Origin of the sequence: Marinobacter sp., assembly GCF_052094685.1 — a bacterium.
In the GTDB taxonomy this organism is placed as follows: Bacteria; Pseudomonadota; Gammaproteobacteria; order Pseudomonadales; family Oleiphilaceae; genus Marinobacter.
Window position 1 is genome coordinate 5,745 of record NZ_JBQDKB010000066.1, and the last position, 13,569, is coordinate 19,313.

Here is a 13,569-nt window from a genome sequence, read left to right on the forward strand (position 1 = left end):
GGCCTGGAGTTAGAGTTTCAAGGGGGCGCGGGTGAAGCCTGGGCAAGCTGGCAAGGTGAGCTTGCCCGAGGCGTTATTGATGTGCCCGGGCAGGATCAGGACTGGGTGCTGGAATCTCCAGCCGAACTGGCGTATGCGACCAGCGGTGAGCTCAGTCTTGCAGCTCATTGCTGGAACTGGCGGCAAAGTTCGGTGTGTGCAGACGATCAGGTTCTGCTGCCTGTGCCCCGCATTGCCTACCGCATAGACAATTTTCCAGCCGAAGCGTTGGGCCCGGTACTACCCGAAGCGCTACGCTGGTATTCGAGCATAAATGGCAAGGTTAATTTCACGCTCACGGATAATGGCCCAGACGGCCGGATAGCGGTGGATGCCGGTGAGGGTAGATTTGAGTTGTTGCTTGATGGTGAGTGGGAAACTTTGAGTTACGACACCCTGACGACGGATCTGGATCTTGCCCCCGGTGAGGCGAACCTGGCTGTGCGATTGTCGGGCCCGGAGCTTGGCCAGCTCGCGGTGGACATGGCGTTAGATCCGATGGCCGAAGAGCGCACGGTTGAGGGGCAGTTCAAACTGGATGGCCTTGATATTGCGCTGGCTGGACTGTTTACCGGGCTTGAAGAGGTGGCCGGAGAAGTGAACGGTGAGGGTACGATCTCCGGACCGTTGATGAAGCCGGCAGTACAGGGAAAAATTGCGTTGACCAACGGCCGCGTGGTGGATCCTCGGCTGCCTTTGCCGATGGAGGAAGTAGGTGTCAGCGTGGAACTTGATGGCTACTCGGCAGATATCCGTGGCCGGATCGCCAGTAATGACCGCAGTGAGGCGCTTATAGAGGGTGAGGTCGATTGGCAGGGCGCGCCTGGCGGTGAGGTTCGTATCACCGGGGATAGGCTACCCATCAGTATAGAGCCCTTTGCCCGACTGGAAGTGGCGCCGGATCTTACCATTGCATTCCGCGATGGCGCTCTAGGCGTAAGTGGCCGAATTGAGGTGCCCCGAGGGGAGATAATAATAGAAGGACTACCGGAACAGGCGGTTTCGGTATCCGACGATGAAGTGATTGTGGGAGTGGAGCCCGAAGAGCCATTGATCCAGTCTCTGGATATGGATGTCACCGTTGTTGTAGGCGATGACCGGGTCAGCTTTGCCGCGTTTGGTGTAACGGGCGATCTGGAGGGCTCTCTGCGGATTGGTAACGATATGGATACCCGGGGCACGCTGCAATTGGTGAATGGCGAGTTTGAAGCCTATGGCCAGGAGTTGGAACTGCGACGCGCAAGAATACTGTTTGTTGGCAGCTTGGTGGAGCCATACCTGGACATAGAGGCTGTGCGCAAGGTGGATGCGGTTGTGGCTGGGCTGCGCTTGAGTGGTCCCGTTCAGTCACCCACCACAGAGGTGTTCTCCAGCCCGGATATGCCGCAGTCGGATGCATTGTCGTACGTGATTCTTGGGCGAGCGCCCAGAGGGCAGAGCGATGACGGTCAGATGAGCAAGGCTGCCATCTCGCTGGGGCTGACTCAGGTGAACAAGGTTACCGGTAAAATCGGGGAAGGATTTGGTATTCGCGATTTAACGCTGGAGGCTGAGGGTAGCGGGGATGATACATCGGTTGTGGCCAGCGGCTATCTGAGCGATGATCTCAGCATTCGCTATGGCGTCGGAATTTTTGAGCCCATCAGCACCGTTGCGCTGCGTTACGACCTGGGAAAATATTTTTATCTGGAAGCTGCCAGTGGGCTGGCAGCTTCTCTGGATATCTTCTATACCCGGGATTTCTGAGCTCAGTCCAGTTCGAACGTTGCGTTCACTGAAGCGCTGATTTCCCGTTCTCCGACGCTGGAGATTGAGTCGGCTCCTCTTGCTTCAGCGGACATCATCATTGGCATGGGGCGGTGACCACCGTTGATGTTGATCGAGACCACATCTCCACAGCTCTGATCCATCTGTTTTGCAACAAACTCACAACGAGACTTTGCATCGGCAAGTGCCAGTGCAAGCGCTTCCTGTTCCAGCTGAGTTTCGTCAGAGTGGAAAAACTGGTGAGGGCCCAGATTGTAGTTAAGCCCGAGTGCTTGAGCCTGTTGCAGAACAGGGTTTAGCAGCGACAGGTCTGAAATGCTGAAGCTGATAGTCTGCGAGGCAACGGCTCTTTTTTGCGGCTCTTTGTCCCGATTCTCCGAGGGCAGGGTTCGGCTATACAAGTTAACGGAAGCGTCGGAATATTCCTGTAGCTGCGGCAAGTAGTCGCTGATGCCCTCTCGCCATTGCTCCATCATAGACGACACCTGCTCAGTGGCTTTACGTGGCAGCTCGTGTTCCGCGCTGGCGGTAAATTTCAAGCGTGCGCTGTCTGGCTCATAGCGAACAGTGCCCTCGCCAGTGAGGGTAACTTCACCAGCCATTACCAAGCCTGGAACAAGTAGCGGTAACGCATACAGAATACGGGTTTTCGGGTTGTGTCGAGGCATGTTGTGTTCCTCCGCAGAGTCAGGTGTAAGATCAGGTCCCACTGGTTTCAGGTTCCAGTCGAGCCAGTTTGAAAGAGAGCGCAGCCTGTAGGAACTGGCCGAAGATACGTCGGTGTCCACCATGGTAAAGCAGGTATTCAGGGTGCCATTGAAGCCCCATTAGCCATTGGCCCTGAGTGCTTTCGATGGCTTGTACAAACAGATCGTTATCTACTGCCACTACCTTAAGGTGTTTGCCCAACTGTTTGATTGCTTGGCTGTGTATTCGGTTGGCACCGATAACCGGTGCTCCCATAAGCTGCCCGAGCCGGCTTGTGGCTACAAGGCGAACGGTTTGCATGGGCAGCAAGAGCGGACGGTGCCGGGTATTTACCCTTAAGGGAGTTACGTTTTGGCACAGGGAGCCGCCGTGGAATATGTTGATGAACTGCGCGCCCCTGCAAATCCCCAATACGGGAATCCCGACTGCCTCTGCTTGCTCCAGCAACAACTGATCGGTTGTATCCCGCGCTCGGTCATAACGGGCGCTGACCTGAGGTTCCTGGCCATAACGCTCGGGATGGACATGAGTGCCCCCGGAAAGCACCAAGCCATCCAGAAGTGATACGTCCACCCGGGCGCCGGGGCGGATGTAATAGGTGTGTGCGCCTTTTAGCCTTAGCCCCAAACCTATCAAGCGTTGAGCAATACGCTTTCGAGTGGGGCCGCTAATGCCAATTGTTAGGCCAGGGGGGCTGTCTTCAGGGTAGTGCTGTTCAGACATAGCCTTTGCTTTGCAGCCAGTTTTCTGAAGTTTCCTGCCAGTTTCGGGTCAGGTTGCGCAAGTTGATCTTCCGGCTGTCTCGGAATAACGCGCGAAGTTCCGCCAGATCCTCAGCATGATTTGCGAGCTGCTCTACCACTACCCAGTCATTCCACACGCTCGAGAAGTGCCACTCGGGATTATCAATGTCGCAGTCTGGCAGTCGGTAATGCAGCGTAGGCCGGCTTTTGATCCGAGGATCGTCCACGTACTGGTCGAGAAGAGGTTTGTCCAAGTGGGCAAACAACGGCAGCAGATCCAGCGCGCGGTTACGGGTGGGGTTGGATTCCAGGTAATCCACCATCACCTGTTGCTGATCCGGTGCGTAGTCGTCCGCGATCAACAAATCAGTGTAGCGACTGCTCCAAGGTTCTATATAGGGCGTGAACTTTCTGCTGATATCCAGCTGATGGCGTGCTTTTAGCCAGTCGTAAAGCACCGCAAATGCTTGAAAGTAGCGGACTAGTGTCGATGGCTTAAGATCGGGTAGCTCGGGGTTCAGCTGCAAGCCGAATGCGAAATAGATAGCCTCTCTACTGCCAAGAGCACCGGCTTTTCTGAGCTTGTCGACCAACGTTTCAATCTGACTCAGCTTAGAAATCGGCATGGGCGGGCTGACAATTTCCAGCGGCACAATTCGCTCAGCCGTCGCGTCAATAACCTCCATAGCCTGCCCGCCGAGTTCACGAAGGGATTGGGGAAAGCGTTCGTCGGCTAGATCCAGATCCTTAATCGGATCTGAGTCGAGTTCAATAACAAAGCAGCCTTGAGGGGTTTCAAGCTTGCTCACATAACGGGATTCTAGCGTTGCTTTTCCTTCTAGCAGCTCTTCAGCCAGGCTCACAAGTTGCTGGTAACCAAGGCCGGACAATTCGATTTCCACGCCCACCCGGCGTTCGTTCCCGTCAATGGTGTTTAGTATGTCTGGCATTTTACAGGATATAGCTTGGCTCATAAGGCTCACTGGTGATGAATGTAAGATCTTTTCACCATATCACACTACCGAAGTGGCGGTTATTAAGGGCTTGCAAGAAAATAGGCCGCTTGGCTTTACACTGGATAAAACACTGTATATAGTCGAATCACTGTATAAAAAGACAGGATGGTTGGCTCACTGTATACGCCATCAGATATCAGGCCCAGCATGTATAAGCCCTTGCGTACAGAAAGCGGAGTAGCGAAACAATGAAGCTGACAGCACGACAGACACAGGTACTGGAAATAATTCGCCATTCTATCGATGAAACCGGCTATCCACCTACCCGCGCAGAGATCGCCTCGGAAATGGGTTTCCGTTCGGCTAATGCCGCTGAAGAACACCTGCGGGCACTGGCACGCAAGGGTGCAATTGAAATGGTACCGGGTGCCAGTCGTGGTATTCGCTTGCCAGAAGTGGCTGAAGACCCGGGGCTGCCAATTGTTGGTCAGGTGGCGGCGGGCAGCCCGATCTTGGCAGAGGAACATGTTGAAGATCATTGCGCGCTGAAACCTGAATTCTTTTCGCCTTCCGCCGATTACCTGCTCCGTGTCAGGGGGATGAGCATGAAGAACATTGGCATTCTCGATGGTGATCTGCTTGCGGTGCACAGCACTCAAGACGTTCATAACGGCCAGGTGGTTGTGGCCAGAGTGGGGGATGAAGTTACGGTGAAACGCTTTCGAAAAGATGGCTCGAAGGTTTATCTGATCGCTGAAAACGAAGAGTTCGCGCCGATAGAGGTTGATCTGAAAGAGCAGGAATTGTTCATTGAAGGGTTGGGTGTGGGTGTTATCCGACGTTCTGATCTGCACTGATCGGGCTGGTATAACCACAGACGCATTGAAAAACGGGTGATTTATGGAACAACTTAGCTTCAATCAGAACGTGGCGTGGCAGCAAGGTGTATTGCCTTGCCCGGTGCCGGAGTATTCAGCCCGGAAACAGCGCACTGTCATTCGAGCTCGGCATAAGCCGGAAGTTACCAACACGGCTCCGGCTGGCAACGTTACCGAGATCATTCTGCCTGAAGGGCAGGTGGAGAACTTTCAGCTATTGCTGCCTATGCTGACCCAGCTCAATCAGGAAAAGCGTTGGTTGGCCTGGATAGATCCGCCCCAGGCGCTGGTTAGCAAGTGGCAGAAGATGCACGGCATTGTCACCGGAGAGCTTTTGGTTTTGCGCTCCACCGCAGAATATCCGGCTCGTCAGCTTGCCGAGATCGCTCTGAGTGCGGGTACCTGTCACGCAGTGGTTATGTGGACCGGCAAACTGGGTAGGGCAGCTTTCGACTCCCTACAAAAAGCGGCTGCTGAAGGTAACAGCCACGGGGTAGTACTCAGGCAGCGCTAAACAGTGCTTTTAGTGAAGTGTGTAGGCGGGCTGAGCGTCTGAAATGTCCAGCTCGTCGTCATCCCAGTCAATATCGTGAGTAATATTTCCAGCGGCTTCTATTCCGGCGGCAATCATTGCCTTCGCCACAGACATATCCCGGTCTTCCATCATTTCGCGCGCTTCATTCGAAAATGAAATCTTGACCAGTGGCGCGCCGTCGTCGTCAGCGCGACGCAGGGCATAATCGCCGTTGCTCAATTGTACAATCTCGAAAAACGATGGTGACATTTCAATAAACCTTTTAATTAGGCGCCTGAATTAATCGACCATCATATCATTTTCGAGCGCCGATTTCTTTACCCCTTCAGTCTTGGTCTCAAGTGACAATAAAATACAAACATTCGCTTGAAACAGGTGTTTGAAGTTAGCGAGAATCACCCTGCGTTTATGGGTTTTTGGATTGTCTGAAGGAGTAAGGAATGCGGAGTCAATTTGTCGCATGGTTTGCAGTGCTTTTGTTCGGGCTTTCCGGACAGGCGTTTTCAGCAGTATCGGTATCTGAAGCCGAACGGCTGAAACAAGATCTAACGCCTATTGGTGCCGAGCGGGGAGCCAATGCTTCCGGCACTATTCCGGAGTGGACCGGCGGATTGTCTGAACCACCAGCCAACTGGCGTGAAGGTCAAATTGAAGTAGATCCATTTCCTGAAGACAAAGCCTTGTTCGTGATCACCGCGGACAATATGCATCTTTATAAAGACAAGCTCTCTGAGGGCTCGCGCCGGATGCTCAGCCAGTACGGCCCGGATTACTTCATTCCGGTTTACAAGACTCGCCGCACCGCTGCGTTTCCAGAGTATGTGTACGACAAGTCCTATGATAACGCTCTGAGCGCAGAGGTTCTGGACAATGGTAATGGCGTACGTGACACCATTATGACCAGCCCGTTCCCCATCCCCAAAAGCGGGTTGGAGGTGATGTGGAATCACATTCTGCGTTATCGTGGTAAAGAGGTGTCATTCCGCAGCGCCTCAGCTACGCCGCAGGTAGATGGCTCCTACAATCCGGTGGTTAACCATTACGACTACTATCTCGCTTACAGCAAGAAGAATGCAGAGCTTGCTGATATCGACAACAAGATTTTCTACCTCAAAACCGACACCATCTCGCCTTCTACACTGGCCGGTACAATCACCCTTGTACACGAAACCCTTGATCAGATCCGTTCGCCTCGATTGGCATGGCGCTATGATGCAGGCTCTCGGCGCTTGAGACGGTCACCGAACCTTGCCTACGAGACGGATCTGCCCAACTCCTCATCTCTGCGTTCGGTAGACCAGAAAGACATGTATAACGGCGCGCCGAACCAGTACGACTGGGAGTTGAAGGGTAAGCGTGAACTGTTTGTTCCCTACAATGCATACAAGCTACACGATGAGTCGGTTCGACCGGATGACGTCATCCGTGCGGGCCACATTAACCAGAAGCTGGCACGCTACGAGCTGCACCGGGTGTGGGTGGTTGAAGCAACCCGTCGCACGGGCATCAAGCACATCTACGACCGACGTGTTTTCTACGTGGATGAAGACAGCTGGCAGATCCTGATATCGGAAGAGTATAACGATGCCGGAGACCTGTGGCGGGTTTCTGAAGCCCATAACATTAGCTATTACCAAGAGCCGGTGTTCTGGACTACCATGGAGATGACTTACGACATCAAAGCGAAGCGTTATTACATTGATGGCTTGGATAACAACTACCCAGCCTACGATTTTAACCCAGGGTTTCGTGGCAACGAGTTTACGGCTTCCTCTGCGAGACGTGCGGCTCGCCGCTGAGTCTAGCGCAATAGTACAGGCGACCGGTGTTCTCCGGTTGCCTGTTTAGGTCGTACGTTCCTTATCCCTTACTGCAAGGAGAAAACGTGGTGACCGACCCTCAAAACAGTCCCCTGCCTGAGCTTCAAACCCGCTTGGATAACTTCGATCAGCTCATGGCAGATCTTGGTCGCGCTCTGGCGGATCAGGACTGGGACGCTTTGGTTAGTCTCAATACCCAAGTGGAATCTGCGGTAGAGCCTTTGATGACCGCATTGGCGGCTGGTCAGGTGGATTCCGAGCTGGTGCGCACGCGCCTTGAAGAGTTGCGTCAGTTTATGGACGCAGCTGGCGAAGGGGCTACCCGGGCCAAGGCGGAAGCGGAACTGGCCCTTAAAGGAGTGAGCCGGAATAGCAATGCCGCTAAGGCATACCAGAACATTTCAACAAGCCGCCCTAAATAGCGCCATAAAATTGACTCTATTGCTTTTACAGTCTTAAATACCGCACAAATCCTTAAAGAGATTCTTGTGAATGTCTAAAAATAACAAGGTTCTGGTGCTGAGTGAGGACGAATTAAGGCGCCAGGATATGGCGACGATTCTGGAATTCATTGGCGAGGAACAGGTTGTTGCTGGCGATGAAGCTTTGGCGCTCCTCGAATCTGGAGATAAGGAGGCGCTGGCGAATATTTCTGTCGTCGTAGTAAACGGCGAAGAACCGGGTATCGTTAGTACAATTGAAAAGGTGTGCAACGCTGTCAAGGGGGTGGCACTTTTGATGGTGGGCGACCCTGCACTAAAAGGCTTGGCGGAGGCGGATGCGGCCCGCGTTATTGCCCGTATGGAATGGCCTTTGAATTACACCAAGTTTGTTGATTCGCTTTATCGTGCGCAGATATACGTGGATCAGTTTCTTCGCTCTAAAGAGCGTGGCCAGCAGCGAAGCCTGCAGTTGTTCCGCAGTCTAGTTGGTACCAGTCGTAAAGTTCAGCATGTGCGCCAGCTTATGGAGCAGGTTGCAGATAAGGATGTGAGTGTTCTAATCACAGGGCCGTCTGGAACTGGTAAAGAAGTGGTTGCGCGAAACCTTCACTATCACTCGTCACGCCGTGAAAAACCGTTTGTGCCCGTGAACTGCGGTGCCATACCTGCAGAGTTGTTGGAGAGTGAGCTCTTCGGTCATGAAAAAGGCGCATTTACCGGAGCGATTACGGCCCGGGTGGGGCGTTTTGAGTTGGCCGAGGGCGGTACGCTGTTTCTGGATGAAATCGGCGATATGCCGCTGAGCATGCAGGTAAAGATCCTGCGGGTTTTGCAGGAGCGTACGTTTGAACGGGTAGGCAGTAACCGGACAGTTTCTGCGAATGTTCGTATTATTGCTGCCACTCACAAGCACCTCGAGGATATGATTGAATCGGGTGAGTTCCGGGAAGATTTGTATTACCGGCTGAATGTTTTCCCCATTGAAGTGCCGTCGTTGCGGGATCGGGTAGAGGACATTCCGTTGCTGATCAATGAGCTGATTTCTCGTATGGAGAAGGAAAAACGCGGCTCTTTACGGATGAATTCGGCGGCGATCATGAGTTTGTGTCGGCACGACTGGCCGGATAACGTTCGCGAATTGGCGAATCTGGTGGAGCGGCTGGCGATTATGCATCCTTACTCGGTTATTGGGGTGCAGGAGTTGCCGAAGAAGTTTCGGTATGTGGACGATTTTGATGAGAACCGGCCGGTTGAAGATTCGGGTATGCCTTCTGGTATTCCGGGATTGGTGGGTTTGGATGCTCCGGCTTTGTTGCCGGTGAATGGTATTGATCTGAAGGATTATTTGTCCAACCTTGAGAAGCAGCTGATTCAGCAGGCTTTGGATGAGGCAGGGGGGGTAGTTGCTCGGGCGGCGGAGAAGCTTCGGATTCGGCGGACGACTTTGGTGGAGAAGGTTCGCAAGTATGGGCTACGGGAGGAGGAGTCTGAGGAGTCCTGATCGTTTAGGCTATGGTGCTGGCACGGTCGCAGGGTAGTCTTTTTCAAAAAGCGTCGCACAACTCGCTTTGCTCAGGCAAGCGACACATTTTGAAAAAGACTACCCCACACCCGCGCAGAAACTTTTGGGATAGCCATCATTTATTTAGTGACAACAAGACGTCAAAGGTTTGCGGCCTTTGGCGTTTTTTTGGTTTTGGGCGACGTAAAACCGTCAGTCACTATTGGGTGGGCTTTCTTATTCTTTGATATGTATAGAAAATTCTTAGTTGGCACGGAGCTGGCTTAGTGACTTGTAAACGAATCATCCTAGGGGTGCGGCCCGTTGTTGTGGGCTAATCGGGAGTCAGGTTATGAGTCAGGCACAGTTTGTCATTCAATCGGCGGAGCATGAGGCCCAGGCTAATGCGGCGGCGGATGCTAACGATAAGGTTAGGGCGTTGTTTCCGCAGCAGGGCGATGAGGCGGTGGATTCTGCGCTGGATATGTTTAACCAGATGTCGCGGCAGATTACCGATTCTTATCGCACGCTGGAGTCGCGGGTTAATCAGTTGTCTGGCGAGTTGAGCCACGAGTCGCTGCAGCGGCAGCAGGAGCTGGAGCAGAAGGAGCAGTTGGCCGATCGGCTTTCTACTTTGTTGAAGGCTCTGCCGGCTGGGGTGGTGGTTTTGGATAGCCAGGGTGTGGTGTCTCAAACTAACCCTGCAGCTATTGCGTTGCTGGGTGAACCGTTGGGTGGTGAGCGTTGGGTGGATGTGATTCGCCGCTGCTTCTCGCCGCGTCAGGACGATGGTCATGAGGTGTCTTTGAAAGATGGGCGCCGGGTGAGCATTGAGATCCGCACTATGGACAACCAGCCAGGGCAGTTGATTCTGCTTACCGATCTGACAGAAACCCGTCACCTGCAATCACAGCTAGCTCATGCTCAGCGGCTTTCTGCTATGGGCAAAATGGTGGCCTCTCTTGCGCATCAGATTCGTACGCCTTTGTCTGCGGCTATTCTTTACGGTGGCCATTTAACCCAGGACGATTTGGATGAGGAGATGCGCCAGCGTTGCGCCTCTCGGTTGATGTCTCGGCTTACGCATCTGGAGCAGCAGGTGCGGGACATGTTGATTTTTGCACGGGGCGAAACTCGTTTGGCAGAGGAACTTTCTGCCGAAACGTTGGTTTCGGCTCTGGAGTCCGCACTGGATGGGCTCACGCCTGCAGTCGGGTCAGATGTGATGTTGAAGAATGATGTGCCCGCGGATTGCCTGTTGATGTGTAACCGGGATGCGCTGGTCGGAGCCTGTACTAATTTGGTGAATAACAGTCTTGAAGCGGGTGCGACTACCGTTGCTGTTCAGGTGACGTCGAAAACGGGTGAGATGCTGATCCGCGTTATGGACAACGGCCCAGGGTTTGCCAAGACAGAAGCAAACCGGTTGGCGGAGGCTTTCTACACTACTAAGTCCCATGGCACAGGGCTTGGCCTGGCGGTTGTGCAGGCTGTTGTGAAGGCTCATCAAGGGCAGTTTTTCATTGAATCGCCGGAGCAGGGTGGCGCCGTTGCAACTCTGCGTCTGCCGCTATTGCGTGACAAAGGCTGATCGGAGGCAACCATGGCCAAAGCCCAGATTCTGATTGTTGAAGATGACCGCGACCTGCGGGATGCGCTGGTAACCACGTTGGAGCTGGCGAAATTTCGCGTGCGTGAGGCTGCAAATGCCCACGAGGCACTACTGCGTTTGGCCGAGTCGCCGGTGGATATGGTGGTCAGCGATGTGAATATGCCCGGGCTTTCCGGCCATGAGTTGTTGGGAGAGGTGCAACGGTTGTACCCGGGCTTGCCGATGATGCTGATTACCGCATACGGGCAGATCAACCATGCGGTGTCCGCAATGCAATCCGGTGCGGTGGACTATTTGGTTAAACCGTTCGAGCCGAAAGTGCTTGTTGATGCTGTGACCAAGGTGGTAGGTGGCAGTCGTCAGAAAGCCGGCGATGAGCCAGTGGCTGAGGATCCGGTGAGTAAACGTATTTTCCAGTTGGCAGCTAAAGTGGCTGGCAGCGATTCGACGGTGATGATTTCTGGGGAAAGTGGTACGGGCAAAGAAGTGCTATCCCGATACATTCACCAGCAATCGCCACGTGCGGATCAGCCATTTGTAGCCATTAATTGTGCGGCCATACCAGAGAATATGCTCGAGGCGATTCTGTTTGGCCACGAGAAAGGCGCTTTTACAGGTGCAGTGGCATCTGCGCCTGGTAAGTTTGAGCAGGCCAATGGCGGAACGATTCTGCTGGACGAAGTTTCAGAAATGGATCCGGCGCTTCAGTCCAAGCTGCTCCGGGTTCTGCAAGAACGGGAAGTGGAGCGGGTAGGTGGTCGTAAAACCATCTCATTGGATGTTCGTGTGATTGCCACGACCAACCGGGATCTGGCGGACTTCGTGCGGGAAGGACGGTTCCGGGAAGATCTGTACTATCGGCTGAGCGTATTTCCCATGCACTGGCAGCCACTGCGTGAACGCCCGCTGGACATTTTGCCGATGGCCACTTCGCTGCTGAAGAAGCACTGCCGCAAGATGAAGCTTACAGGTATCAGTTTTGCCACCGATGCCCGCAATGCGCTTATGAAGCACAGCTGGCCCGGCAACGTGCGGGAGCTGGATAACGCGATCCAGCGATCGTTGGTATTGCACCAGGGTAATGTGATTCACGCTGAAGATCTTTGCCTTGATCTTGGCGCCACAGGCCGTTTTGATGGCAACAGGGCTGCCGTGGCACCGATAACATCGCCTTTTGCGACTGAGCCGGCTGAAGAAGTGCATCCCAGGTATGCTGAGGAATCTACTGCGCCAGGCTCTGATTCGGGCCTCTCTGAAGCAAATCACCCAGGCCCCGTATCGGTTGAAGTCGGATCTCTCGGAGATGATCTACGCCAGCAGGAGTTCCGGATTATTATCCAAGCGCTCAGGAGTGAGCGCGGGCGTCGCAATAAGGCGGCAGAGCAGCTGGGCATCAGCCCGAGAACGCTGAGGTATAAATTAGCTCAGATGCGCGACGCCGGAATTGATCTGGATGCAGAGCTGGCCATGGCATAAGCCTTTTTTTTTAGCGCCCCTTCATTCGGCACCCTTATGGGTGCTTTTTTATGGGTATTTTTCTGCCTGAAATGTAGTCTGGTCAATTTAACGCCAATTTCCAGCAGGCCCCATTTCATGGTGTTGTAAGACACCTGTCCTTGTCGTGTTAACAATCTTATCCACAGGTATTGTGGGTAACTGTATGTTTGCCCTAAGCGCTGATTTTAGGTGGGTTTTCAGCGTTTTCACTCACACAGCATGTTTTCGCGGCACTTCGTCAAAACTCCGTCAGCAGTGATTTTTAATATGTGGAACTGCATCCTAACTTTCTGTTAATTAATGATTAAATGATTGTGGCCTAAACATTGCTTAGTCTTAATTAATACTGTTAGGACAGCAAGACCACCCATGCCGAGGTGGTGTCAGGAGAAGGTTATGGTTCAGCGTGCCGACATCAACAGCGTTCTTTCCGATATTCGTTCATTGCGCTCGCAAATGAATCAGAATCAGCGCATTGATCAGGATCAGTCAGTGCGTGGCCGTATCGATGGGCCGCGCCAGGTTGACCAGCCCAGAGAGGCATCAAACTTCGGTGATATGCTAAGCAACGCCGTTAATAATGTGAACGACGTTCAGCAAAATGCCAGCGACCTGCGCACGGCGTACGATATGGGCGACCCCAATGTGGATATTACCCGCGTGATGATTGCTGCCCAGAAATCTTCTGTGTCCTTCGAAGCTCTAACCCAGGTGCGTAACCGCGTGGTCAGGGCGTACGAAGACATCATGAATATGCCAATCTGATAACGGAGCACAGACATGGCCAGCGTTCCCGCAGAAACCACCTCAAACATGCCTGTCGCTCAGGGTGGCGATAGCTCCGAGAGCAATAGCGACCTGTTTCTGGGATTTAACCGACTGAACCTTCTACGTCAGGTTGGCCTGATGGTGGGCCTTGCTGCCAGCGTGGCGTTGGGAGTGGCGGTTGTACTCTGGGCCCAAGAGCCTAATTACCAGCCAGTGGTAGGAGATTTGTCGGCGTACAACCCGCAGGATGTGACCACCATTCTTGAAAGCAACGGCATTGATTACAAGATGGATACGCGCAC

General features: G+C 53.4%; 13 protein-coding genes and 1 pseudogene. 10 read left to right on the top strand and 4 right to left on the bottom strand.

Annotation, left to right across the window (positions count from 1 at the left end):
- Positions 1-1,785, top strand: a 1,785-nt coding sequence (locus tag ACTH3S_RS13050) for a translocation/assembly module TamB domain-containing protein (protein WP_441809445.1), incomplete at its 5' end; no start/stop codon positions are given.
- A gap of 2 nt (positions 1,786-1,787) precedes the next feature.
- Here ACTH3S_RS13050 and ACTH3S_RS13055 read toward each other — a convergent pair.
- From ACTH3S_RS13055 to ACTH3S_RS13065, 3 genes are read right to left on the bottom strand one after another with little or no spacing between them, the layout of a single operon-like run.
- Complete coding sequence (locus ACTH3S_RS13055) at positions 1,788-2,474, bottom strand: SIMPL domain-containing protein (protein ID WP_441809446.1); 687 nt, start codon at positions 2,472-2,474, stop codon at positions 1,788-1,790.
- Between the two features lie 31 nt (positions 2,475-2,505).
- Positions 2,506-3,237 carry a gamma-glutamyl-gamma-aminobutyrate hydrolase family protein gene (locus tag ACTH3S_RS13060; RefSeq protein ID WP_441809447.1) on the bottom strand — a complete coding sequence of 244 codons (732 nt, stop codon included), beginning with the start codon at positions 3,235-3,237 and terminating at the stop codon, positions 2,506-2,508.
- Positions 3,230-4,231, bottom strand: a complete 1,002-nt coding sequence (locus tag ACTH3S_RS13065) for an amidoligase family protein (RefSeq protein WP_441809448.1) — start codon at positions 4,229-4,231, stop codon at positions 3,230-3,232. Before ACTH3S_RS13065 ends, ACTH3S_RS13060 begins: the two co-directional genes overlap by 8 nt.
- 230 nt (positions 4,232-4,461) lie before the next feature.
- Between ACTH3S_RS13065 and lexA the strand changes: the two genes are divergently transcribed.
- Both lexA and ACTH3S_RS13075 read left to right on the top strand, forming a co-directional pair.
- Complete coding sequence (gene lexA, locus ACTH3S_RS13070; protein ID WP_441809449.1) at positions 4,462-5,070, top strand: transcriptional repressor LexA; 609 nt, start codon at positions 4,462-4,464, stop codon at positions 5,068-5,070.
- A gap of 43 nt (positions 5,071-5,113) precedes the next feature.
- Positions 5,114-5,605 carry a cell division inhibitor SulA gene (locus ACTH3S_RS13075; protein ID WP_441809450.1) on the top strand — a complete coding sequence of 164 codons (492 nt, stop codon included), beginning with the start codon at positions 5,114-5,116 and terminating at the stop codon, positions 5,603-5,605.
- 9 nt (positions 5,606-5,614) lie between these two features.
- Here ACTH3S_RS13075 and ACTH3S_RS13080 read toward each other — a convergent pair whose 3' ends face one another.
- Positions 5,615-5,875 carry a hypothetical protein gene (locus ACTH3S_RS13080; protein WP_441809451.1) on the bottom strand — a complete coding sequence of 87 codons (261 nt, stop codon included), beginning with the start codon at positions 5,873-5,875 and terminating at the stop codon, positions 5,615-5,617.
- Between the two features lie 191 nt (positions 5,876-6,066).
- Here ACTH3S_RS13080 and ACTH3S_RS13085 point away from each other — a divergent pair, with 191 nt between their 5' ends.
- The 7 genes and pseudogenes from ACTH3S_RS13085 to ACTH3S_RS13115 all read left to right on the top strand — a co-directional run.
- Entirely contained in the window at positions 6,067-7,425 is a 1,359-nt protein-coding gene (locus ACTH3S_RS13085) for a DUF1329 domain-containing protein (RefSeq protein ID WP_441809452.1), read from the top strand.
- A gap of 89 nt (positions 7,426-7,514) precedes the next feature.
- Complete coding sequence (locus ACTH3S_RS13090; protein ID WP_441809453.1) at positions 7,515-7,868, top strand: SOS cell division inhibitor; 354 nt, start codon at positions 7,515-7,517, stop codon at positions 7,866-7,868.
- A gap of 70 nt (positions 7,869-7,938) precedes the next feature.
- Positions 7,939-9,390 carry a sigma-54 dependent transcriptional regulator gene (locus ACTH3S_RS13095; RefSeq protein ID WP_441809454.1) on the top strand — a complete coding sequence of 484 codons (1,452 nt, stop codon included), beginning with the start codon at positions 7,939-7,941 and terminating at the stop codon, positions 9,388-9,390.
- 352 nt (positions 9,391-9,742) lie between these two features.
- Positions 9,743-10,981, top strand: a complete 1,239-nt coding sequence (locus tag ACTH3S_RS13100) for a sensor histidine kinase (RefSeq protein WP_441809455.1) — start codon at positions 9,743-9,745, stop codon at positions 10,979-10,981.
- 12 nt (positions 10,982-10,993) lie between these two features.
- Positions 10,994-12,478: a sigma-54-dependent transcriptional regulator gene (locus ACTH3S_RS13105; protein ID WP_441809456.1), complete on the top strand. Its 1,485-nt coding sequence runs from the start codon at positions 10,994-10,996 to the stop codon at positions 12,476-12,478.
- 417 nt (positions 12,479-12,895) lie between these two features.
- A complete protein-coding gene (gene fliE, locus ACTH3S_RS13110) occupies positions 12,896-13,264 on the top strand; it encodes a flagellar hook-basal body complex protein FliE (RefSeq protein ID WP_441809457.1) in 369 nt (122 codons plus the stop codon).
- Positions 13,265-13,279: 15 nt separating this feature from the next.
- Positions 13,280-13,569, top strand: a pseudogene (locus tag ACTH3S_RS13115) (flagellar basal-body MS-ring/collar protein FliF); the annotation flags it as partial.

What these genes read in the sequence shown, in the direction of transcription:
- ACTH3S_RS13100 (WP_441809455.1), top strand. Translation starts at nt 9,743, where the DNA reads ATGAGTCAGGCACAGTTTGTCATTCAATCGGCGGAGCATGAGGCCCAG.
- ACTH3S_RS13060 (WP_441809447.1), bottom strand. Translation starts at nt 3,237, where the DNA reads ATGTCTGAACAGCACTACCCTGAAGACAGCCCCCCTGGCCTAACAATT.
- ACTH3S_RS13085 (WP_441809452.1), top strand. Translation starts at nt 6,067, where the DNA reads ATGCGGAGTCAATTTGTCGCATGGTTTGCAGTGCTTTTGTTCGGGCTT.
- lexA (WP_441809449.1), top strand. Translation starts at nt 4,462, where the DNA reads ATGAAGCTGACAGCACGACAGACACAGGTACTGGAAATAATTCGCCAT.
- ACTH3S_RS13075 (WP_441809450.1), top strand. Translation starts at nt 5,114, where the DNA reads ATGGAACAACTTAGCTTCAATCAGAACGTGGCGTGGCAGCAAGGTGTA.
- ACTH3S_RS13105 (WP_441809456.1), top strand. Translation starts at nt 10,994, where the DNA reads ATGGCCAAAGCCCAGATTCTGATTGTTGAAGATGACCGCGACCTGCGG.
- fliE (WP_441809457.1), top strand. Translation starts at nt 12,896, where the DNA reads ATGGTTCAGCGTGCCGACATCAACAGCGTTCTTTCCGATATTCGTTCA.
- ACTH3S_RS13095 (WP_441809454.1), top strand. Translation starts at nt 7,939, where the DNA reads ATGTCTAAAAATAACAAGGTTCTGGTGCTGAGTGAGGACGAATTAAGG.
- ACTH3S_RS13065 (WP_441809448.1), bottom strand. Translation starts at nt 4,231, where the DNA reads ATGAGCCAAGCTATATCCTGTAAAATGCCAGACATACTAAACACCATT.
- ACTH3S_RS13055 (WP_441809446.1), bottom strand. Translation starts at nt 2,474, where the DNA reads ATGCCTCGACACAACCCGAAAACCCGTATTCTGTATGCGTTACCGCTA.
- ACTH3S_RS13080 (WP_441809451.1), bottom strand. Translation starts at nt 5,875, where the DNA reads ATGTCACCATCGTTTTTCGAGATTGTACAATTGAGCAACGGCGATTAT.